Origin of the sequence: Streptomyces sp. Act143 (genome assembly GCF_003143935.1) — a bacterium.
Classification (GTDB): domain Bacteria; phylum Actinomycetota; class Actinomycetes; order Streptomycetales; family Streptomycetaceae; genus Streptomyces.
The window spans coordinates 5,721,354-5,744,173 of record NZ_QFRX01000001.1 but is presented as its reverse complement, the minus strand read 5'-3'; the positions used below and the strand labels follow the sequence as shown (position 1 = coordinate 5,744,173).

The following is a 22,820-nucleotide window of genomic DNA, read 5'->3' as shown; positions in this document are numbered from 1 at the left end:
GACATGCTGCTCAGGTGGGCAGGGGGAGGCCCGCCCCTCGGACAGCGCGCCTCGACCGGTGCGCGCCTCTTCCGCTTCAAGGAGCCCCAGCATGTCCTCTCGGCCCCTCAAGGCCGCCGTCGCCGCGGCGATAGCCGGAGCCTTCACCCTGACAGCCGCGCCCGCGCAGGCCGCCGACCCCGACCCGTTCGTCTGGGGAAAGCTGACCAAGACCTATGCGGCGACGGGCAAGTACGCCCACGAGGCGACCGCGGTGGCGGACGGTTACGTCCGCTCCGACGAGTGCGCGGCCGACCCGAAGGAGGGCGGCATGGGCTACCACTACATCAACCCGGAGTACGCCAAGCTCACCGAGCCCGACCCGGAGAAGCCGACGGCCCTGCTGTACGAGGCCGACGCGAAGGGCGTCCGGCACCTGGTGGCGGTGGAGTGGATCGTCGTGGACGCCGACCAGAATCTCGCCACCGACGACGACCGCCCCAGCCTGTTCGGCGTCCCGTTCGACGGCCCGATGCCCGGTCACTACGAGGGCATGCCGATCCACTACGACCTGCACGCCTGGCTCTACAAGCCCAACCCCAGCGGCCTGTTCTCGCCCTGGAACCCCACCGTGACCTGCACCCCCAAGGCGTCCACGGTGCCGGACTGGGTCCCCGACCCGGCCGACTTCGACGACATCGACTGGACCGGCTGAACACACACGAAGGGCCCCGGCCCCCCTCTCGGGGAACCGGGGCCCGACGTGTGGACCGGCAGGCGCGCCTCGGGTCAGCGCGCCTCGGGTCAGCGCACGAACACCCCGGCCTGGTTCGCCAGGTCCAGGAAGTACTGCGGCGCCACACCGAGCACCAGCGTGACCGCGACACCGACGCCGATCGCCGTCATCGTCAGCGGCGACGGCACGGCGACGGTGGGGCCCTCGGGCCGCGGCTCGCTGAAGAACATCAGCACGATGACGCGGATGTAGAAGAACGCCGCGATCGCCGACGAGATCACACCGACCACGACCAGCGGCGCCGCGCCGCCCTCCGCCGCCGCCTTGAACACGGCGAACTTCCCGGCGAAGCCGGAGGTCAGCGGAATGCCCGCGAAGGCCAGCAGGAACACCGCGAACACGGCCGCGACCAGCGGCGAACGGCGGCCGAGCCCCGCCCACTTGGACAGGTGCGTGGCCTCGCCGCCCGCGTCGCGGACCAGGGTCACCACGGCGAACGCGCCGATCGTCACGAACGAGTACGCCGCCAGGTAGAAGAGGACGGACGACACCCCGTCCGGCGTGGTCGCGATGACACCGGCGAGGATAAAGCCCGCGTGCGCGATCGACGAGTACGCCAGCAGCCGCTTGATGTCGGTCTGCGTGATCGCGACGATCGCGCCGCCCAGCATGGTGACGATCGCGACGGCCCACATGACCGGCCGCCAGTCCCAGCGCAGGCCGGGCAGCACGACGTACAGGATGCGCAGCAGCGCGCCGAACGCGGCCACCTTCGTCGCCGCCGCCATGAAGCCGGTGACCGGCGTCGGGGCGCCCTGGTACACGTCCGGCGTCCACATGTGGAAGGGGACCGCGCCGACCTTGAACAGCAGGCCCATCACGATCATCGCCGCGCCGATCAGCAGCAGCGCGTCGTTGCCCATGGTGTCCGCGAGGGCCGGGTCGACGTTGGTGACCGTGCCGTCGACGACCTGCGCGATCGTGGCGTACGACACCGAGCCCGCGTACCCGTAGAGCAGCGCGATGCCGAACAGGGTGAACGCGGAGGCGAAGGCGCCCAGCAGGAAGTACTTGACCGCGGCCTCCTGCGACATGAGCCGCTTGCGGCGGGCCAGGGCGCACATCAGGTACAGCGGCAGGGAGAAGACCTCCAGCGCCACGAACAGCGTCAGCAGGTCGTTGGCCGCCGGGAAGATCAGCATGCCGGCGACGGCGAAGAGCAGCAGCGGGAACACCTCGGTGGTGGTGAACCCGGCCTTCACGGCCGCCTTCTCGCTGTCGCTGCCCGGGACGGACGCGGCCTGCGCGGCGAAGGAGTCGACCCGGTTGCCGTGCGTCTCGGGGTCGAGCCGCCGTTCGGCGAAGGTGAACAGGCCGACCAGGCCCGCCAGCAGGATGGTGCCCTGGAGGAAGAGCGCCGGGCCGTCGACGGCGATGGCGCCCATCGCCGCGATGCCGGCCTTCGTCGTGGCGTACCCGTCGGCCGCGAGTGCGACGACCGCGGCGAACGCGGCCAGCAGTGCCACCGCGGAGAGGAACACCTGGGCGTAGTACCGCTGCTTGCGCGGGACGAACGCCTCGACGAGCACCCCGACGATCGCCGCACCGACGACGATCAGCGTGGGCGACAATTGTCCGTATTCGATCTTCGGCGCATCGATCTTCGAGATCGGATCGGCCGCGTTTGTCCACAGGCTGTGGACGGCTGTTGCGCTCACTTGGCCGCCTCCACCTCGGGCTGGGGGTCCTTCTTCTGTACGTCGGACAAGGTCGACTTGACCGCCGGGTTGACGATGTCCGTGACCGGCTTCGGGTAGACCCCGAGGAAGATCAGGAGGACGATCAGCGGCGCGACGACCACGAGTTCACGGACCCTGAGGTCCGGCATCGCGGACACCTCGGCCTTCACCGGGCCCGTCATCGTGCGCTGGTAGAGCACGAGGGTGTAGAGCGCGGCGAGGACGATGCCGAAGGTGGCGATGATGCCGACCACCGGGTAGTTCGAGAACGTGCCGACCAGGACCAGGAATTCACTCACGAAGGGCGCCAGGCCCGGCAGCGACAGGGTCGCGAGGCCGCCGATCAGGAACGTGCCGGCCAGCACCGGGGCGACCTTCTGGACACCGCCGTAGTCGGCGATGAGCCGCGAGCCGCGCCGCGAGATCAGGAACCCGGCCACCAGCATCAGCGCGGCCGTCGAGATCCCGTGGTTGACCATGTAGAGCGTCGCGCCGGACTGGCCCTGGCTGGTCATCGCGAAGATGCCCATGATGATGAAGCCGAAGTGCGAGATCGACGCGTAGGCCACCAGTCGCTTGATGTCCCGCTGGCCGACGGCGAGCAGCGCCCCGTAGATGATGCTGATCAGCGCCAGGACGAGGATCGCGGGCGTCGCCCACTTCGACGCCTCCGGGAAGAGCTGGAGGCAGAAGCGGAGCATCGCGAAGGTGCCGACCTTGTCGACGACCGCCGTGATGAGGACGGCGACCGGGGCGGTGGCCTCGCCCATCGCGTTGGGCAGCCAGGTGTGCAGCGGCCACAGCGGCGCCTTCACCGCGAAGGCGAAGAAGAAGCCCAGGAACAGCCAGCGTTCGGTGCTGGTCGCCATGTCGAGCGAGCCGTTGGCCCGCGCCTCGGCGATCTCCTGGAGGCTGAAGTTCCCGGCGACCACGTACAGGCCGATCACCGCGGCCAGCATGATCAGACCGCCGACCAGGTTGTAGAGCAGGAACTTCACGGCGGCGTACGACCGTTGCGTGGACGCCGCCTCCTCGCCGTGCTCGTGGGCCCGGTCCCCGAAGCCGCCGATGAGGAAGTACATCGGGATCAGCATGGCTTCGAAGAAGATGTAGAAGAGGAAGACGTCGGTGGCCTCGAAGGAGATGATCACCATCGCCTCGACGGCCAGGATCAGGGCGAAGAAGCCCTGCGTCGGCCGCCACCGCTTGCTGCCGGTCTCCAGCGGGTCGGCGTCGTGCCAGCCCGCGAGGATGATGAACGGGATCAGCAGGGCGGTGAGCGCAAGGAGCGCCACCCCGATGCCGTCCACGCCCAGTTCGTAGCGGACCCCGAAGTCCTTGATCCAGGAGTGGGATTCGGTGAGCTGGTAGCGGTCGCCGTCCGGGTCGAAGCGGACCAGGACGACGATCGCGAGGGCGAGCGTGGCCAGCGAGACGAGCAGCGCCAGCCACTTGGCGGCGGTGCGCTGCGCGGCCGGTACGGCGGCCGTGACGACCGCCCCGATCGCGGGGAGCGCCGCCGTCGCTGTCAGCAGAGGAAAGGACATCGGTATCAGACCGCCCTCATCAGCAGGGTCGCGGCGATGAGCACTGCCGCACCGCCGAACATCGAGACCGCGTACGACCGCGCGAAGCCGTTCTGGAGCCTGCGCAGCCGTCCGGAGAGCCCGCCGACCGAGGCCGCCGTGCCGTTGACGACTCCGTCGACCAGGGTGTGGTCGACGTACACCAGGGACCGCGTGAGGTGCTCGCCGCCGCGGACCAGGACCACGTGGTTGAAGTCGTCCTGGAGCAGGTCGCGCCGGGCGGCCCGGGTGAGCAGCGACCCGCGCGGGGCGACGACCGGGACCGGGCGGCGGCCGTACTGGAGCCACGCCAGGGCGACACCGAGGACCATCACGGTCACCGTGGCGGTCGTGACCGTCGCCGCGCTGATCGGGGCGTCCCCGTGGTCGTGCCCGGTGATGGGCTCCAGCCAGTGCAGGAAGCGGTCGCCGATGCTGAAGAGCGCACCGCCCGCGACCGATCCGACGGCCAGCACGATCATCGGGATCGTCATGGACCGGGGCGACTCGTGCGGGTGCGGCTCCGCGTGCTCGCCCTGGTGCTCGGCGGCGGGCTCCGCGCTGGGCGCATCCGGGGACCGGGTCGGCTGGTTGCGCCAGCGCTCCTCCCCGAAGAACGTCATCAGCATCACGCGCGTCATGTAGAAGGCCGTGATGGCCGCGCCCAGCAGGGCGCAGGCGCCGAGAATCCAGCCCTCGGTGCCGCCCTTGGCGAAGGCCGCCTCGATGATCTTGTCCTTGGAGAAGAAGCCGGACAGACCCGGGAAGCCGATGATGGCGAGGTAGCCGAGGCCGAACGTCACGAAGGTGACCGGCATGTACTTCCTGAGGCCGCCGTACTTCCTCATGTCGACCTCGTCGTTCATGCCGTGCATGACCGAACCGGCGCCGAGGAACAGCCCGGCCTTGAAGAAGCCGTGCGTCACCAGGTGCATGATCGCGAAGACGTAGCCGATGGGGCCGAGGCCCGCGGCGAGGACCATGTAGCCGATCTGCGACATGGTCGAGCCGGCCAGCGCCTTCTTGATGTCGTCCTTCGCGCAACCGACGATCGCACCGAACAGGAGCGTGACGGCGCCGACGATCGTGACGACGAGCTGGGCGTCCGGGGCGAGGTTGAAGATGTTGGCGGAACGGACGATCAGGTAGACGCCCGCGGTCACCATCGTCGCGGCGTGGATGAGGGCCGAGACCGGGGTCGGGCCCTCCATCGCGTCCCCGAGCCAGGACTGCAGCGGCACCTGGGCGGACTTGCCGCAGGCGGCGAGGAGCAGCATCAGGGCGATGCCGGTGAGCGTGGCCTCGGACGCACCGCCGACGAGTCCGGGCTCCTCGTGCGTGCCGAGGACCGGGCCGAAGGCGAACGTCCCGAACGTCGTGAACATCAGCATGATGGCGATGGACAGGCCCATGTCGCCGACGCGGTTGACCAGGAAGGCCTTCTTCGCGGCGGTGGCGGCGCTGGGCTTGTGCTGCCAGAAACCGATGAGCAGGTAGGACGCGAGACCCACGCCCTCCCAGCCGACGTACAGCAGGAGGTAGTTGTCGGCGAGGACGAGGATCAGCATCGCCGCGAGGAACAGGTTCAGATAGCCGAAGAAGCGGCGGCGGCGCTCGTCGTGCTCCATGTACCCGACCGAGTACAGGTGGATCAGCGAGCCGACGCCGGTGATCAGCAGCACGAACGTCATCGACAGCTGGTCGAGGCGGAAGGCGATGTCCGCCTGGAAGCCCTCGACCGGGACCCAGCTGAACAGGTGGCTCGTCAGGGTGCGGTGTTCGTCGCTCTTGCCGAGCAGGTCGGCGAAGAGGACGAGACCGAGCACGAAGGAGACGGCCGCGAGCAGGGTGCCGATCCAGTGGCCGACCCGGTCCAGGCGCCGGCCGCCGCACAGCAGGACGGCCGCTCCGAGCAGGGGCGCCGCCACCAGCAGCGCAATCAGGTTCTCCACGATTCTTCCAACCCCTCAGAGCTTCATCAGGCTGGCGTCGTCGACCGAGGCCGAGTGGCGGGAACGGAACAGGGACACGATGATCGCGAGCCCGACCACGACCTCCGCGGCGGCGACGACCATCGTGAAGAAGGCGATGATCTGGCCGTCGAGATTGCCGTGCATCCGGGAGAAGGCGACGAACGCCAGGTTGCAGGCGTTGAGCATGAGCTCGATGCACATGAACACGACGATCGCGTTGCGCCTGATCAGTACGCCGGTGGCGCCGATCGTGAACAACAGGGCCGCGAGGTAGAGGTAGTTGACGGGGTTCACTTCGACGCCTCCTCGGCCCGCTTGAGGTTGGCCGGCTCGATCGCGGTCCGCTCCAGGCGCTCCTCGGCGCGCTGCTCCAGGGCCCGCAGATCGTTGAGCGCCTCCTGGGAGACGTCCCGGATCTGGCCGCGCTCGCGCAGGGTCTTGCTGACCGTGAGCTCCGACGGGGTGCCGTCGGGCAGCAGGCCCGCGATGTCCACGGCGTTGTGCCGGGCGTAGACACCGGGCGCCGGCAGCGGCGGTACGTGCTTGCCCTCGCGGACGCGCTGTTCGGCCAGCTCACGCTGGGTCTTGGCGCGTTCGGTGCGCTCGCGGTGGGTGAGCACCATGGCGCCGACGGCGGCCGTGATCAGCAGGGCGCCGGTGATTTCGAAGGCGAAGACGTACTTGGTGAAGATGAAGTTCGCGAGGCCCTCCACGTTGCCGTTCGCGTTCGCCTGCGCCAGGCCGTTGAACTCCGTCAGCGAGGCGTTGCCGATGCCGGCGAACAGCAGGATGCCGAAGCCGAGTCCGCAGACAAGGGCCAGCCAGCGCTGGCCCTTGATGGTCTCCTTCAGGGAGTCCGCGGCCGTGACGCCGACGAGCATCACCACGAACAGGAACAGCATCATGATCGCGCCGGTGTAGACGACGATCTGCACGATGCCCAGGAAGTAGGCACCGTTGGCGAGGTAGAACACCGCAAGGATGATCATGGTCCCGGCCAGGCAGAGCGCGCTGTGCACGGCCTTCTTCATGAAGACGGTGCACAGGGCGCCGATCACGGCGACGGTGCCGAGCACCCAGAACTGGAAGGCCTCGCCGGTGGAGGTGGAGTAGGCGGCGAGCTCGACGGGGGCGGTCATCGGCCGATCACCTTCTCCGAGGCCGGCTCGTCAGGGCCGAAGGTGGTGGCGGCTTCCTGGGCCACCTCGCCCTTGGAGAGGGCCACTTGGCGCTCGGTGCCGGGCGCGGCCTCCGTCACCAGCCCTCGGTAGTAGTCCTGCTCGTCGGTGCCCGGGTAGATCGCGTGCGGCGAGTCGACCATGCCCTCTTCCAGACCGGCGAGCAGCTGCTCCTTGGTGTAGATGAGGTTGGCGCGGCTGCTGTCCGCGAGCTCGAACTCGTTGGTCATCGTCAGCGCGCGCGTGGGGCACGCCTCGATGCACAGACCGCACAGGATGCAGCGGGCGTAGTTGATCTGGTACACGCGGCCGTAGCGCTCGCCCGGCGAGTAGCGTTCCTCGTCCGTGTTGTCGGCGCCCTCCACATAGATGGCGTCGGCGGGGCAGGCCCAGGCGCACAGCTCGCAGCCGACGCACTTCTCCAGGCCGTCCGGATGGCGGTTGAGCTGGTGCCGTCCGTGGAACCGCGGAGCGGTGGTCTTCTGCTGCTCCGGGTACTGCTCGGTCAGCCGCTTCTTGAACATGGCCTTGAAGGTCACGCCGAAGCCGGCGACGGGGTTCATGAAACCGGGCTTGGTCTCCTTGGGCTCCTCAGCCATCGGACGCCTCCTTTCCATCCAGAGATCCGTCGTCACTCCGAGTATTCACTCCGCCACTGACAATCAGCTCCCGCTCCTGCCGCGAGCGACGCCTCGGCACCGGTGGCAACTCCTGTCCGGGCAGCGGCGGTACGGGGAATCCGCCGGCCATCGGGTCGAAGCCGACCGGCTCCGGCGCGGGCTGCGCGGCTTCCTTCGCCTTCTCGCGGAAGACGTCCGCGACGAAGGAGAGGAGCAGCAGCCCGATCACACCGGCGGCCACGTAGAGCACGATGTCCGCGAAGTCGTAGTTCTCGTTCCGCAGCGTCCGCACGGTCGCGACCGCCATCAGCCACACCACGGAGACCGGGATGAGAACCTTCCAGCCGAGCTTCATCAGCTGGTCGTAGCGGACGCGGGGGAGCGTGCCGCGCAGCCAGATGAAGAAGAACAGCAGCAGCTGGACCTTGATGACGAACCAGAGCAGCGGCCACCAGCCGTGGTTGGCGCCCTCCCAGAAGGTGCTGACCGGCCAGGGGGCCCGCCAACCGCCGAGGAAGAGGGTCACGGACACCGCCGAGACCGTCACCATGTTCACGTACTCGGCGAGCATGAACAGCGCGAACTTGATCGACGAGTACTCGGTGTTGAAGCCGCCGACCAGGTCGCCCTCGGACTCCGGCATGTCGAAGGGGGCGCGGTTGGTCTCGCCGACCATCGTGACGATGTAGATGATGAAGGAGACCGGCAGCAGGACGACGTACCAGCGGTCCTGCTGCGCCTCGACGATCGCCGACGTCGACATCGACCCCGAGTAGAGGAAGACGGACGCGAAGGCGGCGCCCATGGCGATCTCGTACGAGATCATCTGCGCGCAGGAACGCAGACCGCCGAGGAGCGGGTACGTCGAGCCGGAGCTCCAGCCCGCCAGCACGATGCCGTAGATGCCGACCGAGGCGACCGCGAGGATGTAGAGCATCGCGATCGGCAGGTCGGTGAGCTGCATCGTGGTGCGCTGGCCGAAGATCGAGATCTCGTTGCCGGCCGGGCCGAAGGGGATCACCGCGATCGCCATGAAGGCCGGGATGGCCGCGACGATCGGCGCGAGGATGTAGACCACCTTGTCCGCGCGCTTGACGATGACGTCTTCCTTGAGCATCAGCTTCACGCCGTCGGCGAGCGACTGGAGCATGCCCCAGGGGCCGTGGCGGTTGGGGCCGATGCGCAGCTGCATCCAGGCGACGACCTTGCGCTCCCAGACGATGGAGAACAGCACGGTCACCATCAGGAACGCGAAGCAGAAGACGGCCTTGACGACGACCAGCCACCAGGGGTCGGTGCCGAACATCGAGAGGTCTTCTGCGGCGAGGTACGGGCTCATGCCTCCACCTCCTTGGGGGCTTCGGTGGCGGGCGTCGCCGGACCGATGCGGACGAGGGAGCCGGGCAGCGCCCCGGCGTCTGAGGCGACGCCCCCGCCCACGGAGTTCAGTGGGAGCCAGACCACACGGTCGGGCATCTCGGTGACCTGGAGCGGGAGTTGGACGGTCCCGGCGGAGCCGGTCACGGCCAGGACGTCGCCGTTCTTCACGCCCGCCTCCGCGGCGGTCGCGGCGGACACGCGCGCGTGGGCCGCGTGCCGGGTTCCGGCCAGCGCTTCGTCGCCTTCCTGGAGACGGCCCTGGTCGAGCAGCAGCCGGTGCCCGGCGAGGACGGCCTCGCCGGCGGCGGGCCGCGGCAACTGGGCCGCCCTCTCCAGCGGCTCGGTGGCCCGCGGACCGTCCCAGGCGCCGAGCCGGTCGATCTCGCCGCGCACGGTCCGCAGGTCCGGCAGGCCCAGGTGTACGTCCATGGCGTCGGCCAGCATCTGCAGCACGCGCGCGTCGGTCGGCGCGAGGCGGCGGGTCATCTGGTCCGGCTTGAGGGCGGCCTCGAAGAAGCGCACCCTGCCCTCCCAGTTCAGGAAGGTGCCGGCCTTCTCGGCGACCGCGGCGACCGGCAGGACGACGTCCGCGAGCGCGGTGACCTCGCTGGGCCGCAGCTCCAGCGACACCAGGAAGCCGACCTCGCCGAGCGCCTCACGCGCGCGTGCCGGGTCGGGCAGGTCGGCGACCTCGACACCGGCGACGACCAGCGCCTGAAGCTCGCCGGTGGCGGCGGCCTCGACGATCTGCGTGGTGTCACGGCCGTAGCGATGCGGGAGTTCGGCGACTCCCCAGGCGGCTGCGACCTCGTCACGCGCGCGCGGGTCGGTGGCCGGACGGCCGCCCGGCAGCAGCGACGGCAGCGCGCCGGCCTCCACGGCGGCCCGCTCCCCCGCCCGGCGCGGAATCCACACCAGGTGCGCGCCGGTCGCGGACGCCGCCCGTACGGCGGCGGTCAGCCCGCCCGCCACGGCGGCCAGCCGCTCCCCGACGACGATCACGGCGCCCTCGGTGCGCAGCGCCTCGGCGGCGGCCGCACCGCCCTCCTCCAGACCGACGCCGCTCGCGAGGGCGTCCAGCCACTCGGTCTCGGTGCCGGGAGCGGCGGGCAGCAGCGTGCCGCCGGCCTTCGTGAGGCCGCGCGTCGCGTGCGTGGCCAGCGAGAAGACCTTCTGTCCGTGCTTGCGCCAGGCCTTGCGCAGCCGCAGGAAGACGCCGGGCGCCTCCTCCTCGGCCTCGAACCCGACCAGCAAAACGGCGGGTGCCTTCTCCAGCGAGGTGTAGGTGACGCCCGTGCCGTCGAGGTCCCGGCCGCGTCCGGCGATCCGCGCGGCGAGGAAGTCGGCCTCCTCACCGCTGTGCACGCGCGCGCGGAAGTCGATGTCGTTGGTGTCGAGCGCCACGCGCGCGAACTTGCTGTACGCGTAGGCGTCCTCGATGGTGAGCCGGCCACCGGTCAGCACACCGGTCCGGCCGCGCGAGGCGAGCAGCCCCTGTGCGGCGATCTCCAGCGCTTCCGGCCAGGAGGCCGGGACGAGCTCACCCTCGGGGTCGCGCACCAGAGGCGTCTGAAGCCGGTCGCGCTGCTGCGCGTACCGGAAGCCGAACCGCCCCTTGTCGCAGATCCACTCCTCGTTGACCTCGGGGTCGTTGGCCGCGAGCCGGCGCATGACCTTGCCGCGCCGGTGGTCGGTGCGGGTGGCGCAGCCGCCGGAGCAGTGCTCGCACACGCTCGGGGAGGACACCAGGTCGAACGGGCGGGAGCGGAATCGGTACGCCGCCGAGGTCAGCGCGCCGACCGGGCAGATCTGGATGGTGTTGCCGGAGAAGTACGACTCGAAGGGGTCGCCCTCGCCGGTGCCGACCTGCTGGAGCGCGCCCCGCTCGACGAGTTCGATCATCGGGTCGCCCGCGACCTGGTTGGAGAAGCGGGTGCAGCGGGCGCACAGCACGCACCGCTCGCGGTCCAGCAGCACCTGTGTCGAGATCGGCACGGGCTTCTCGTACGTCCGCTTCTTGCCCTCGAAGCGGGACTCGGCCTGTCCGTGGGACATGGCCTGGTTCTGCAGGGGGCATTCGCCGCCCTTGTCGCAGACCGGGCAGTCCAGCGGGTGGTTGATGAGGAGGAGCTCCATCACACCATGCTGGGCCTTCTCGGCGACCGGTGAGGTGAGGTGGGTCTTCACCACCATGCCGTCGGTGCAGGTGATGGTGCAGGAGGCCATCGGCTTGCGCTGACCCTCGACCTCGACGATGCACTGCCGGCAGGCACCGGCCGGGTCGAGCAGGGGGTGGTCGCAGAAGCGCGGGATCTCGATGCCGAGCTGCTCGGCGGCCCGGATGACCAGGGTGCCCTTGGGCACGCTGATCTCGGCGCCGTCGATGGTCAGCGAGACGAGATCTTCCGGCGGGACCGCCGCCTCTCCCCCACCGGAGGGAGCGCTGGTGGTCACGGTCATGCGTTCACCTCCGTGCGGGAGTCGGCCCAGGCCGTGGACTTGGCCGGGTCGAAGGGGCAGCCGCGGCCCGTGATGTGCTGCTCGTACTCCTCGCGGAAGTACTTCAGCGAGGAGAAGATCGGCGAGGCGGCGCCGTCGCCGAGGGCGCAGAAGGACTTGCCGTTGATGTTGTCGGCGATGTCGTTCAGCTTGTCGAGGTCGGACATGACGCCCTTGCCTGCCTCGATGTCGCGCAGCAACTGCACGAGCCAGTACGTGCCTTCGCGGCAGGGCGTGCACTTGCCGCAGGACTCGTGGGCGTAGAACTCCGTCCAGCGGGTGACGGCGCGCACGACGCAGGTCGTCTCGTCGAAGCACTGGAGTGCTTTGGTGCCGAGCATGGAACCCGCGGCACCCACTCCTTCGTAATCAAGAGGGACGTCGAGGTGCTCGTCGGTGAACATCGGCGTCGAGGAGCCGCCCGGCGTCCAGAACTTGAGCCGGTGCCCGGGCCGCATGCCGCCGCTCATCTCCAGGAGCTGGCGCAGCGTGATCCCGAGCGGGGCCTCGTACTGACCGGGGCTGGCGACATGGCCGCTGAGCGAATAGAGCGTGAAGCCGGGTGACTTCTCGCTCCCCATCGAGCGGAACCATTCTTTGCCGCGGTGCAGGATCGCGGGAACCGACGCGATCGATTCGACGTTATTCACCACAGTCGGGCAGGCATAGAGGCCCGCGACCGCAGGAAAGGGGGGACGGAGCCGCGGTTGACCACGGCGGCCTTCGAGCGAGTCGAGGAGTGCGGTCTCCTCACCGCAGATGTACGCGCCCGCGCCCGCGTGCACGGTGATGTCGAGATCGAGCCCGCTGCCCAGGATGTTCGTCCCGAGGTAGCCGGCCGCGTAGGCCTCGCTCACGGCCGAGTGCAACCGCCGCAGCACTGGCACCACTTCACCGCGCAGATAGATGAAGGCATGCGACGACCTGATGGCGTAACACGCGATGATCATGCCCTCGATGAGGCTATGCGGGTTCGCGAAGAGGAGCGGAATGTCCTTGCAGGTTCCGGGCTCCGATTCGTCGGCGTTGACAACTAGATAGTGCGGCTTTCCATCTCCCTGCGGAATGAACTGCCATTTCATTCCGGTGGGGAATCCCGCGCCGCCGCGGCCGCGCAGACCGGAGTCCTTGACGTACGCGATCAGGTCGTCCGGTGACATCGCGAGCGCCTTGCGCAGACCCTCGTATCCCTCGTGCCTCTTGTAGACGTCCAGCGTCCAGGACCTGTCCTCGTCCCAGAAGGCCGACAGCACGGGTGCGAGCAGCTTCTCGGGGCTGGTGTCTTTCAGCTCGGGTGCCAAGGTCATCACTCCCCCTCCTCGGCGACAGGCCCCGCCGGGTGGGTCGGGTCGGAGGCCGATGTGTCCTGCGGCGCGTCGTGCGAACTGAGGTGCTCGGTGGGCGACGGCTCGTGCACGGCCCGGTCCTGCGCCTCGTCCTGCGGACCGCCGTCGCGCGGATGGACCACGCGCGCGGGTGCGGCCTCTCCCCTGGCCAGGCGGAGGCCCACCAGCGAAGCGGGTCCCGCTCCGCCGCTCGCCTCGACGGCCCCCGGCCGCTCGTCGGGGAAGCCGGCGAGGATGCGCGCGGTCTCCTTGAAGGTGCACAGCGGTGCCCCGCGCGTGGGCTTCACGACACGGCCCTCGATCAGGTCGTCGACGAGGCGCTTGGCGCTGGCCGGGGTCTGGTTGTCGAAGAACTCCCAGTTGACCATCACCACCGGCGCGAAGTCGCAGGCCGCGTTGCACTCGATGTGCTCCAGCGTGACCTTGCCGTCGTCGGTGGTCCCGCCGTTGCCGACGCCCAGGTGCTCCTGGAGCGACTCGAAGATCGCGTCGCCGCCCATCACCGCGCACAGCGTGTTGGTGCAGACGCCGACCTGGTAGTCGCCGCTCGGCCGCCGCCGGTACATGGTGTAGAAGGTGGCGACGGCGGTGACCTCGGCCGTGGTCAGGCCGAGCATGTCCGCGCAGAACTGCATCCCGGTGCGCGTGACATGGCCCTCCTCCGACTGCACGAGGTGCAGCAGCGGGAGGAGCGCGGACCGGGAGTCGGGGTAGCGGGCGATGACCTCGCGCGCGTCCGTCTCCAGCCGTTCTCGAACGTCGTCCGGGTAGGCGGGCGCGGGCAGTTCGGGCATGCCCAGGCTGACGCCGTGCTCCGAAGAAGAGGTGGTCACCGGTCGACGCCTCCCATCACAGGGTCGATGGACGCGACGGCGACGATGACGTCGGCGACCTGGCCGCCCTCGCACAACGCCGCCATGGCTTGCAGGTTGGTGAAGGACGGGTCGCGGAAGTGGACCCGGAAGGGGCGGGTGCCGCCGTCGGACACGGCGTGCACCCCGAGCTCGCCCTTGGGCGACTCGACGGCCGCGTACGCCTGTCCCGGCGGTACGCGGAAGCCTTCGGTGACCAGCTTGAAGTGGTGGATCAGGGCCTCCATGGAGGTGCCCATGATCTTCTTGATGTGGTCGAGGGAGTTGCCCAGCCCGTCCGGCCCCAGAGCGAGCTGGGCGGGCCAGGCGATCTTCTTGTCGGCGACCATGACCGGTCCCGGCTGGAGCCGGTCCAGGCACTGCTCGACGATGTGCAGCGACTGCCGCATCTCCTCCAGGCGGATGAGGAAGCGGCCGTAGGAGTCGCAGGTGTCCGCGGTCGGGACCTCGAAGTCGTAGGTCTCGTAGTCGCAGTAGGGCTGCGCCTTGCGCAGGTCGTGCGGCAGGCCGGTGGAGCGCAGGATCGGGCCGGTGGCACCGAGGGCCATGCAGCCGGCCAGGTCGAGGTAACCGACGTCCTGCATACGGGCCTTGAAGATGGGGTTCCCGGTGGCGAGCTTGTCGTACTCCGGGAGGTTCTTCTTCATCTTCTTCACGAACTCGCGGATGTGGTCCACCGCGCCGGGCGGCAGGTCCTGCGCGAGTCCGCCGGGGCGGATGTACGCGTGGTTCATCCTGAGGCCCGTGATGAGCTCGTAGATGTCGAGAATCATTTCACGATCACGGAATCCGTAGATCATGATCGTGGTGGCGCCGAGTTCCATGCCGCCGGTGGCGATGCACACCAGGTGCGAGGACAACCGGTTCAGCTCCATCAGGAGGACCCGGATGATCTTGGCGCGCTCGGTGATCTGGTCCTCGATGCCGAGGAGTTTCTCGACGGCGAGACAGTAGGCGGTCTCGTTGAAGAAGGACGTCAGGTAGTCCATGCGCGTCACGAACGTGGTGCCCTGCGTCCACGTGCGGAATTCGAGGTTCTTCTCGATGCCGGTGTGGAGGTAGCCGATGCCGCAGCGGGCCTCGGTGACCGTCTCGCCCTCGATCTCCAGGATCAGGCGGAGCACTCCGTGGGTGGACGGGTGCTGAGGACCCATGTTGACGACGATGCGCTCGTCGTCGGCGCGGGCCGCGGACTGGACGACCTCGTCCCAGTCGCCACCGGTGACCGTGTAGACGGTGCCCTCGGTGGTCTCGCGAGGGGTTGCGGTAGTCATCACAGCCTCCCGAAGGGAGTCGTTGAGGGGTGGTGGCCGGGCGACGGGCGGGTGCTCACGAGTACGACCTCCGCTGGTCCGGAGCCGGGATCTGGGCGCCCTTGTACTCGACGGGGATGCCGCCGAGGGGGTAGTCCTTGCGCTGCGGATGGCCCTGCCAGTCGTCCGGCATCATGATCCGCGTCAGGGCCGGGTGACCGTCGAAGACGATCCCGAAGAAGTCGTAGGTCTCGCGCTCGTGCCAGTCGTTGGTCGGATACACCGAGACCAGGGACGGGATCTGCGGGTCGGCGTCCGGAGCGCTGACCTCCAGGCGGATCAGCCGGTTGTGGGTGAGCGAGCGCAGGTGGTAGACGGCGTGCAGCTCGCGGCCCTTGTCGTGCGGGTAGTGGACCCCGCTCACCCCGGTGCAGAGCTCGAAGCGCAGGGCCGGGTCGTCGCGCAGGGTGCGGGCGACGCGCAGCAGGTGCTCGCGCTCGATGTGGAAGGTGAGTTCGCCGCGGTCGACGACCGTCTTCTCGATGGCGTTGTCGGGGAGGAGTCCCTGCTCCTCCAGCGCGCCCTCCAGTTCGTCGGCGACCTCGTCGAACCAGCCGCCGTAGGGGCGGGTGGCCGCCCCCGGGAGCCGGATGGAGCGGACCAGGCCGCCGTAGCCGGAGGTGTCGCCGCCGTTGTTGGCGCCGAACATGCCGCGCTGGACGCGGATCTCCTCGCCGCCCTCGCCACGCTGGCCGGGCAGGTTGGAGGCGCCGAGGTCCTTCTCGGGGTTCACCCCGTTCGACGCCCCATTCACACCGTTCGCGTCGCTCACCGCAGCAGCCCCTTCATCTCGATCGTGGGCAGGGCCTTGAGCGCCGCTTCCTCCGCCTCCCGGGCCGCTTCCTCGGCGTTCACGCCGAGCTTGGAGCCCTGGATCTTCTGGTGGAGCTTGAGGATGGCGTCCATGAGCATCTCCGGCCGTGGCGGGCAGCCGGGGAGGTAGATGTCGACCGGGACGATGTGGTCGACGCCCTGCACGATCGCGTAGTTGTTGAACATGCCGCCCGAGGAGGCGCAGACCCCCATGGAGATGACCCACTTGGGGTTCGGCATCTGGTCGTAGACCTGCCGGAGCACCGGCGCCATCTTCTGGCTGACCCGGCCGGCGACGATCATGAGGTCGGCCTGGCGGGGTGAGCCGCGGAAGACCTCCATGCCGAAGCGGGCCAGGTCGTAGCGTCCGGCGCCGGTCGTCATCATCTCGATGGCGCAGCAGGCCAGCCCGAAGGTGGCCGGGAAGACGGACGCCTTGCGCACCCAGCCCGCGGCCTGCTCGACGGTGGTCAGCAGGAAACCGCTCGGCAGCTTTTCTTCGAGTCCCATGAGTTAAAGGCCCCTCAGTCCCATTCCAGGCCGCCGCGCCGCCATACGTACGCGTACGCGACGAAGACGGTGAGCACGAAGAGCAGCATCTCCACGAGCCCGAAAACACCCAGGGCGTCGAAGGTGACGGCCCAGGGGTAGAGGAAGACGATCTCGATGTCGAAGACGATGAAGAGCATCGCCGTCAGGTAGTACTTGATGGGGAAGCGCCCGCCGCCGGCCGGCGTGGGGGTCGGCTCGATCCCGCACTCGTAGGCCTCGAGCTTGGCCCGGTTGTACCGCTTCGGACCGATCAGCGTGGCCATGACCACGGAGAAGATCGCAAAGCCTGCCCCGAGGGCTCCCAGTACGAGGATGGGCGCATACGCGTTCACCGCTCCTCGCTCCTCTCAGTCGGCACTGACTGCTGGCGATGGCGTCGGGTTCGCTTCCGTCTCGCGTGCCCCACGAGCCTCGTCCGTCCCGACGAAGATCGCGAACATGTGAAGCAGGTCACAAGCCCAACTGACCCGCATCTTATGCCCGCCGGTCTGTGATCTGCGACACGGGGTATTGCACAAGCTTTGTGATCTCCACCACCTGACGAAGGATCATGAAGTCGGATGAGCGGTGATCTTCGTACGTGAAGCGTCCGAGCGATCACCAGAGGTGACATTTTGACTCGTCGACGCAGTTGGGAGGGGGTGGGCAAGGGGCGTCTCAATATCAAGAGACTTCCCGTGCATGCAAATTGGCGCTGGACGCGCCTCCTTGGTAGTGCGCGGCATTCACACTCGGGAGGGGGTCGCGCCTCCCGATGTGGACGCGTGCGCGCGTTCACGAGCGGGTGACCGGAGGGGCGCGCGCGTGACGCAGGCTCCGCCGTAACCGTTGCGTGACCTCTGCCACATCGATGAGAGACCTCTGAGAAGCGGGCTTGGCCACCGGTCCCAACCGGTGGTAGGCGCGGGGCAATTCGGACGTAACGATGAAAGGCCGTGATCACGGCCATGATGCCCCGTGCCCGCAATGTCCGTTACGGCGTCAATAAAGGTCGCCACGCCCGGGATTTGAGGGGCTGGATGAACAACTGTGGCGCAGGACACGTTTCTTGAAGGTATGGAGGAGCCCCTGATACCGGTTGTTCTCATGTCCCACACCGCTCACATACGCAGCCACCGGAAACCCCGCCGCAGCGCGACGACTTCGCTCGCCGTGCGCGCCGGAGTCGCCGGTGGCGTCCTCAGCATGGCAGCGGCGGGCGCGTCGGCCTCGGCGAGCGCCGCCGAGACCACGCAGACGCTCGAACTGCCCACGCTCACGGCCGACCTGGCCGCCCAGGTCGCCCAGTCCGCGGACGCCACGCAGCAGGCCGCCGCGAACTACGAGCTGGAGGCGGAGCGTGACGCGGCCGCCGCCGCAGCCGCCAAGGAGGCCAAGAAGGACCTCGCCGAGGCGAAGAAGAAGGCGGAAGCCAAGAAGAAGGCCGAGGAGGCCCGCAAGGCCGCCGCCGAGGCAGCCGCCTCGCGTTCCTCGGAGCGCACCACCCTCTCCGCGTCCACGACCGCCTCGGCACCCGCCAGCGGCTCCGTCGCGACCGTCATCGCCTTCCTCAAGGCGCAGGTGGGCGACGCCTACGTCATGGGCGGCACCGGCCCCAACGCGTGGGACTGCTCCGGCCTGGTCCAGGCCGCGTTCAAGCAGGTCGGCGTCGATCTGCCGCGCGTCTCCCAGGACCAGTCGATGTCCGGCACCGACGTCTCCCTGTCCAACCTTCAGGTCGGCGACGTCCTCTACTGGGGCGCCAAGGGCTCCGCGTACCACGTGGGCGTCTACATCGGGAACGGCCAGTACCTGGACGCGGCCAACCCCTCCAAGGGCGTCGTCATCCAGGACCTGTCGGGCTACCCGGCGACGGGTGCGGTCCGCGTACTCTGACAAAAGGCGTACGGACATACGGAACGTCGGAAGGGCCGCAGCCGCTCGGGGGCAGCGGCCCTTCCGCCCGTCCGCACGACTTTCCCAGGCCGAAGGTGTGGGGCAGGCGCACCCGGTGGCGGGCCTCGTCGATCCGCTTCAGGGACTCTGTCTCCGGGCGGCCGTAAGAACTCCGCGTCTCACGCCACCTGGCGCCCGAATTATCCGTGTATGGCAGCGCGTTGACCGCCGACCGGGCCGACTCGTGGGCACCCTCCATCGTGCGGGACCCGAGGGCGCCCGCCGCGCATCCGGTGCCGGCCCGTGTCACTGCCTCGATTCCGGCCGGTGCCACTCCCCCGGTTCCGGCCAGGAAGCGTCTGCGGGTGTGGCCCTGGGCCGCTGTGTGTGTTCTGTTGTCAGGGGCGACGAAGGGGAGGGGCCGGCTCCGGAGGCCGGAACCCCGATGACCCACCGCCCGCAGCAGCCACACACCGAGGAGAAACGCACTCATGCCCAGCGTGTTCGTACAAGGCAGGCCGGTTGACTCGTATCCGCCCCTCGCGCCCGACGCCCGGCGCGGAGAGGTGCGGCGCATCACGGAGGTCGGCGAGGAAGTCCTGCACAAGCCGTGCCGGGACGTGACGGAGTTCGGGCCGGATCTCGCCGCACTGATCGACGACATGTTCCTGACGATGTACATCGCGGACGGGGCCGGGCTCGCGGCGAACCAGGTCGGCGTCGATCTGCGGCTGTTCGTGTACGACTGCCCGGACGACGACGGCAACCGGCACGTCGGGCACATCGTCAACCCGGTGCTCGACGCCTCCCGGGCCGGGCGCAGGCTCCTCGACGACCACGAGGGCTGCCTCTCCGTCCCAGGCGCCGTGATGGACGTACCGCGGCCGGACCGGGCCGTGGTGCGCGGGTACGACAAGGACGGGGCGCCGCTCGTCATCGAGGGGACGGGGTACTTCGCCCGGTGTCTGGAGCACGAGACGGACCACTGCAACGGGCATGTCTACCTGGACCGGCTCTCCAAGCGGGATCGCAAGGACGCGCTGCGGCAGGTGGCGGACCGGCGGGACGAGGTCTTCGCCCGCCGGACCGCCAACATCGAGGCCCTGAGCGGCCAGTGAGGCCCTGAGCAGCCGGCGAGGGCCTGAGCAGCCGGTAAGGCCCTGAGCAGCCGGCCAGGCTCTGAGCTGCTGGTTACGCCTTCGGCGCCACCTTGCTCAGCCCGTTGATGATCCGGTCCATCGCGTCGCCGCCCGTCGGGTCGGTGAGGTTCGCGAGCATCTTCAGGGTGAACTTCATCAGCAAGGGGTGGGTGAGGCCGCGCTGGGTCGCGATCTTCATGACCTTCGGGTTGCCGATGAGCTTCACGAAGGCGCGGCCCAGCGTGTAGTAGCCGCCGTAGGTGTCCTTGAGGACCTGCGGGTAACGCTGCAGCGCCATTTCACGGCTCGCCGGCGTCGGACGGGCGTGGGCCTGGACGATGACGTCGGCGGCGATCTGGCCGGACTCCATGGCGTAGGCGATGCCTTCGCCGTTGAACGGGTTCACCAGGCCGCCGGCGTCGCCGACCAGCAGCAGCCCGCGCGTGTAGTGCGGCTGGCGGTTGAAGGCCATGGGGAGGGCGGCGCCGCGGATCGGGCCGGTCATGTTCTCCGGCGTGTAGCCCCACTCCTCCGGCATCGAGGCGCACCAGGCTTTCAGCACCTCGCGCCAGTCCAGCTCCTTGAAGGAGTCGGAGGTGTTGAGGACACCGAGGCCGACGTTGGACGTGCCGTCGCCCATGCCGAAGATCCAGCCGTAGCCGGGGAGGAGGCGGTCCGGGCCGGGGCCGCGGCGGTCCCACAGTTCCAGCCAGGACTCCAGGTAGTCGTCCTCGTGGCGGGGCGACTCGAAGTACGTCCGCACGGCGACACCCATCGGGCGGTCCTCGCGGCGGTGCAGGCCCATCGCCAGGGAGAGGCGGGTGGAGTTGCCGTCGGCGGCGACCACGATCGGCGCGTGGAAGGTGACCTCCCGCTTCTCGCCGGACTCGCCGAGCTTGGCGTGCACGCCGGTGATGCGGCCGGTGCGGTCGTCGATGATCGGGGCGCCGGCGTTGCAGCGCTCGTACAGCCGGGCGCCCGCCTTCTGGGCCTGCCGGGCGAGTTGCTCGTCGAAGTCGTCGCGCTTGCGGACGAGGCCGTAGTCCGGGAAGGAGGCGAGATCCGGCCAGTCCAGCTGGAGCCGGACGCCGCCGCCGATGATGCGCAGGCCCTTGTTGCGCAGCCAGCCGGCTTCCTCAGAGATGTCGATGCCCATGGCGACGAGCTGCTTGGTGGCGCGCGGCGTGAGGCCGTCGCCGCAGACCTTCTCGCGCGGGAACGCCGTCTTCTCCAGCAGGAGGACGTCGAGACCGGCCTTGGCGAGGTAGTACGCGGTCGTGGAGCCGGCCGGCCCCGCGCCGACGACGATGACGTCAGCGGTGTTTTCGGACAAGGGCTCGGAGTGGGGCTCGGTCACGGCGGTCACGGCGGGATCTCCCCAAGTTCGAAATCTGCGTGCCGACCGGCACTGGACATGGGCAGTCTATTCAGCACGATTGATCACCTGGCTGAAGGGCTGCCCCGTGAACCGAGCTCTCCCCGTAGTACACCTGCGTGTCCCCACCGACGAGGACGCCGTCGCCTGGCACCGGCTCTTCGACGACCCGGACGTCATGGCGTTCCACGGCGGCCGGTCGGCGGAGCTGTACGTCTACGAGGAACTCACCGCCCGCCAGCGGCGGCACGACGCCGAGCTGGGTTTCTGCCTGTGGACCATGCTCGACGAGGACGGCCGGGTCATCGGCTTCACCGGCGCCCAGCCGTGGCCGCAGGAGTGGGGGCCGAAGGGCGAGATCGAGATCGGCTGGCGGCTCGGGCGGGCGTACTGGGGCAAGGGGTACGCCACCGCCGCCGCGCGGGAGACGCTGGACCGGCTCCGGACGGCGGGCGTGCCGGGCGTGGTGGCGATGGTGAGACCCGGCAACGAGCGCTCGGTCGCGGTGACCCGGCGCCTCGGCATGGAGCTCGCGGAGACGTTCCCGCACCCGCGGCTTCCGGAGGACGCGCTCTGTTTCCGGCTCAGCCTCAAGAATTCTCACGCAGAGTAACCAACTGCTACAGAACGCCACTTGCCGCTTCCGGACGGCACCCCCGGCGGTTACCCTGCTAATACCGCTGGGGGTGACATCTTGCGCATACCACCCAAAACACCCGAAGTGCGCGTGCCGCGGCTCGTCGGACTGATGGCCACGGACGCGCGCAGGACGGCCGAGGCGACCGGCCTCTTCCTCAACGCTCCGGACCGGCCCGACTTCCACCGGACGGTGGTCGAGTACGTCGTACGGCAGTACCCGCAGCCCAACGCCGAGGTGCCCCGGGACTCCGTGATCTACGTGTGGTTCGACTTCGGCGAAGGGGAAGGCGGCGGAGGGGTGCGCGAGCCACGCATCCCCCGGCCTCCCACCGGCGGCCTCCAGCGCGAGCTGGACGAGCCGGGCGACCCGTATGTGACCGTCAGCTCTGCTTGAAGCCGACCGTCAGACCTGCAGGAAACCGGCCGTCAGACCTGCTTGAGGCCGAACGTCAGCTCTGCTCGAAGCCGACCGTCAGACGTGCTTGAGGCCGACCGTCTGACCTGCTCGAAACCGGCCGTCAGACCTGCTTGAAACCCCGGTGCAGGGCCACGACCCCGCCCGTCAGATTCCGCCACGCCACCTTCGACCAGCCGGCCTTCTGCAGATGCCCGGCGAGGGCGGCCTGGTCGGGCCAGGCGCGGATCGACTCGGCGAGGTAGACGTACGCCTCGGGGTTCGAGGAGACCGCGCGGGCGACCGGCGGCAGGGCGCGCATCAGGTACTCGGTGTAGACCGTGCGGAACGGCGCCCAGGTCGGATGCGAGAACTCGCAGATCACCACCCGGCCGCCGGGCTTGGTCACCCGGTACATCTCCCGCAGCCCGGCGTCGAAGTCCTGCACGTTGCGCAGCCCGAAGGAGATGGTGACGGCGTCGAAGGTGCCGTCCTTGAACGGCAGCTTCGTCGCGTCGCCGGCCGTGAGCGGGAGCCAGGGGTGCTTCTTCTTGCCGACCTGGAGCATGCCGAGCGAGAAGTCGCAGGGGACGACGTACGCGCCCGTCTGCGCGAAGGGCAGGGACGAGGTGGCCGTACCGGCCGCCAGGTCCAGGATCTTCTGTGCGGGCCGGGCGTCGACCGCCTTCGCGACCTCCTTGCGCCACACCCGGTCCTGCCCGAGCGACAGCACGTCGTTCGTCAGGTCGTACCGTTCCGCCACGTCGTCGAACATCGAGGCGACTTCGTGCGGCTGCTTGTTCAGGGAAGCGCGGGTCACGCGCCCATTGTTG

General features: G+C 69.1%; 21 protein-coding genes. 5 read left to right on the top strand and 16 right to left on the bottom strand.

The annotated features are described in order from the left end of the window. Window positions 1-91: 91 nt before the first annotated feature. Entirely contained in the window at window positions 92-694 is a 603-nt protein-coding gene (locus tag DI272_RS26090) for a hypothetical protein (protein WP_109497694.1), read from the top strand. A gap of 89 nt (window positions 695-783) precedes the next feature. Here DI272_RS26090 and nuoN read toward each other — a convergent pair whose 3' ends face one another. Genes nuoN through DI272_RS26020 form a run of 14 tightly spaced genes read right to left on the bottom strand, consistent with a single transcriptional unit; the run spans window position 784 to window position 16,897 of the window. Then, complete coding sequence (nuoN, locus tag DI272_RS26085; protein WP_109497693.1) at window positions 784-2,433, bottom strand: NADH-quinone oxidoreductase subunit NuoN; 1,650 nt, start codon at window positions 2,431-2,433, stop codon at window positions 784-786. Beyond that, complete coding sequence (locus DI272_RS26080; protein WP_109497692.1) at window positions 2,430-4,001, bottom strand: NADH-quinone oxidoreductase subunit M; 1,572 nt, start codon at window positions 3,999-4,001, stop codon at window positions 2,430-2,432. The genes nuoN and DI272_RS26080 overlap by 4 nt, the downstream gene beginning before the upstream one ends. Window positions 4,002-4,006: 5 nt before the next feature. Beyond that, entirely contained in the window at window positions 4,007-5,971 is a 1,965-nt protein-coding gene (gene nuoL / locus DI272_RS26075) for an NADH-quinone oxidoreductase subunit L (protein WP_109497691.1), read from the bottom strand. A 15-nt stretch (window positions 5,972-5,986) separates the two neighbouring features. Continuing rightward, window positions 5,987-6,286, bottom strand: coding sequence for an NADH-quinone oxidoreductase subunit NuoK (gene nuoK, locus DI272_RS26070; protein WP_003974374.1), 300 nt, complete (start codon window positions 6,284-6,286; stop codon window positions 5,987-5,989). Further along, complete coding sequence (locus DI272_RS26065; RefSeq protein WP_109497690.1) at window positions 6,283-7,131, bottom strand: NADH-quinone oxidoreductase subunit J; 849 nt, start codon at window positions 7,129-7,131, stop codon at window positions 6,283-6,285. Before DI272_RS26065 ends, nuoK begins: the two co-directional genes overlap by 4 nt. Then, the gene (nuoI, locus tag DI272_RS26060; protein ID WP_109497689.1) at window positions 7,128-7,769 is read right to left on the bottom strand and encodes an NADH-quinone oxidoreductase subunit NuoI; all 642 of its coding nucleotides are present in this window, start codon (window positions 7,767-7,769) and stop codon (window positions 7,128-7,130) included. The genes DI272_RS26065 and nuoI overlap by 4 nt, the downstream gene beginning before the upstream one ends. Continuing rightward, window positions 7,762-9,129 (bottom strand): NADH-quinone oxidoreductase subunit NuoH, encoded by a 1,368-nt coding sequence (nuoH, locus tag DI272_RS26055; protein WP_109497688.1) that lies wholly within the window; start codon window positions 9,127-9,129, stop codon window positions 7,762-7,764. Before nuoH ends, nuoI begins: the two co-directional genes overlap by 8 nt. Continuing rightward, window positions 9,126-11,630, bottom strand: a complete 2,505-nt coding sequence (locus DI272_RS26050; protein WP_109497687.1) for an NADH-quinone oxidoreductase subunit G — start codon at window positions 11,628-11,630, stop codon at window positions 9,126-9,128. Before DI272_RS26050 ends, nuoH begins: the two co-directional genes overlap by 4 nt. Then, window positions 11,627-12,976, bottom strand: coding sequence for an NADH-quinone oxidoreductase subunit NuoF (nuoF, locus tag DI272_RS26045; RefSeq protein ID WP_109497686.1), 1,350 nt, complete (start codon window positions 12,974-12,976; stop codon window positions 11,627-11,629). Before nuoF ends, DI272_RS26050 begins: the two co-directional genes overlap by 4 nt. Then, a complete protein-coding gene (gene nuoE / locus DI272_RS26040) occupies window positions 12,976-13,848 on the bottom strand; it encodes an NADH-quinone oxidoreductase subunit NuoE (RefSeq protein WP_109497685.1) in 873 nt (290 codons plus the stop codon). Before nuoE ends, nuoF begins: the two co-directional genes overlap by 1 nt. Next, the gene (locus DI272_RS26035) at window positions 13,845-15,161 is read right to left on the bottom strand and encodes an NADH-quinone oxidoreductase subunit D (RefSeq protein WP_109497684.1); all 1,317 of its coding nucleotides are present in this window, start codon (window positions 15,159-15,161) and stop codon (window positions 13,845-13,847) included. The genes nuoE and DI272_RS26035 overlap by 4 nt, the downstream gene beginning before the upstream one ends. 55 nt (window positions 15,162-15,216) lie before the next feature. Then, window positions 15,217-15,972 (bottom strand): NADH-quinone oxidoreductase subunit C, encoded by a 756-nt coding sequence (locus DI272_RS26030; RefSeq protein ID WP_109497683.1) that lies wholly within the window; start codon window positions 15,970-15,972, stop codon window positions 15,217-15,219. After that, window positions 15,969-16,523 carry an NADH-quinone oxidoreductase subunit B family protein gene (locus DI272_RS26025; RefSeq protein WP_030494814.1) on the bottom strand — a complete coding sequence of 185 codons (555 nt, stop codon included), beginning with the start codon at window positions 16,521-16,523 and terminating at the stop codon, window positions 15,969-15,971. The genes DI272_RS26030 and DI272_RS26025 overlap by 4 nt, the downstream gene beginning before the upstream one ends. A gap of 14 nt (window positions 16,524-16,537) precedes the next feature. Beyond that, window positions 16,538-16,897: an NADH-quinone oxidoreductase subunit A gene (locus DI272_RS26020; RefSeq protein ID WP_007383963.1), complete on the bottom strand. Its 360-nt coding sequence runs from the start codon at window positions 16,895-16,897 to the stop codon at window positions 16,538-16,540. A 724-nt stretch (window positions 16,898-17,621) separates the two neighbouring features. Between DI272_RS26020 and DI272_RS26015 the strand changes: the two genes are divergently transcribed. Then, the gene (locus tag DI272_RS26015; protein WP_109497682.1) at window positions 17,622-18,440 is read left to right on the top strand and encodes a C40 family peptidase; all 819 of its coding nucleotides are present in this window, start codon (window positions 17,622-17,624) and stop codon (window positions 18,438-18,440) included. A gap of 491 nt (window positions 18,441-18,931) precedes the next feature. Next, window positions 18,932-19,558, top strand: a complete 627-nt coding sequence (def, locus tag DI272_RS26010; protein ID WP_109497681.1) for a peptide deformylase — start codon at window positions 18,932-18,934, stop codon at window positions 19,556-19,558. Window positions 19,559-19,631: 73 nt separating this feature from the next. On the opposite strand, the gene DI272_RS26005 is transcribed toward def, so the two are convergent. Continuing rightward, entirely contained in the window at window positions 19,632-20,936 is a 1,305-nt protein-coding gene (locus DI272_RS26005; RefSeq protein ID WP_109501042.1) for a geranylgeranyl reductase family protein, read from the bottom strand. A 106-nt stretch (window positions 20,937-21,042) separates the two neighbouring features. On the opposite strand from DI272_RS26005, the gene DI272_RS26000 reads away from it, so the two are divergent. Next, window positions 21,043-21,567 carry a GNAT family N-acetyltransferase gene (locus tag DI272_RS26000; RefSeq protein ID WP_109501041.1) on the top strand — a complete coding sequence of 175 codons (525 nt, stop codon included), beginning with the start codon at window positions 21,043-21,045 and terminating at the stop codon, window positions 21,565-21,567. Between the two features lie 135 nt (window positions 21,568-21,702). Continuing rightward, the gene (locus DI272_RS25995; protein WP_258314907.1) at window positions 21,703-21,987 is read left to right on the top strand and encodes a PASTA domain-containing protein; all 285 of its coding nucleotides are present in this window, start codon (window positions 21,703-21,705) and stop codon (window positions 21,985-21,987) included. A 124-nt stretch (window positions 21,988-22,111) separates the two neighbouring features. On the opposite strand, the gene DI272_RS25990 is transcribed toward DI272_RS25995, so the two are convergent. Continuing rightward, on the bottom strand, window positions 22,112-22,807 hold the full coding sequence (locus tag DI272_RS25990) for a demethylmenaquinone methyltransferase (protein WP_109497679.1): 696 nt from the start codon (window positions 22,805-22,807) through the stop codon (window positions 22,112-22,114). Between the last annotated feature and the right edge of the window lie 13 nt (window positions 22,808-22,820).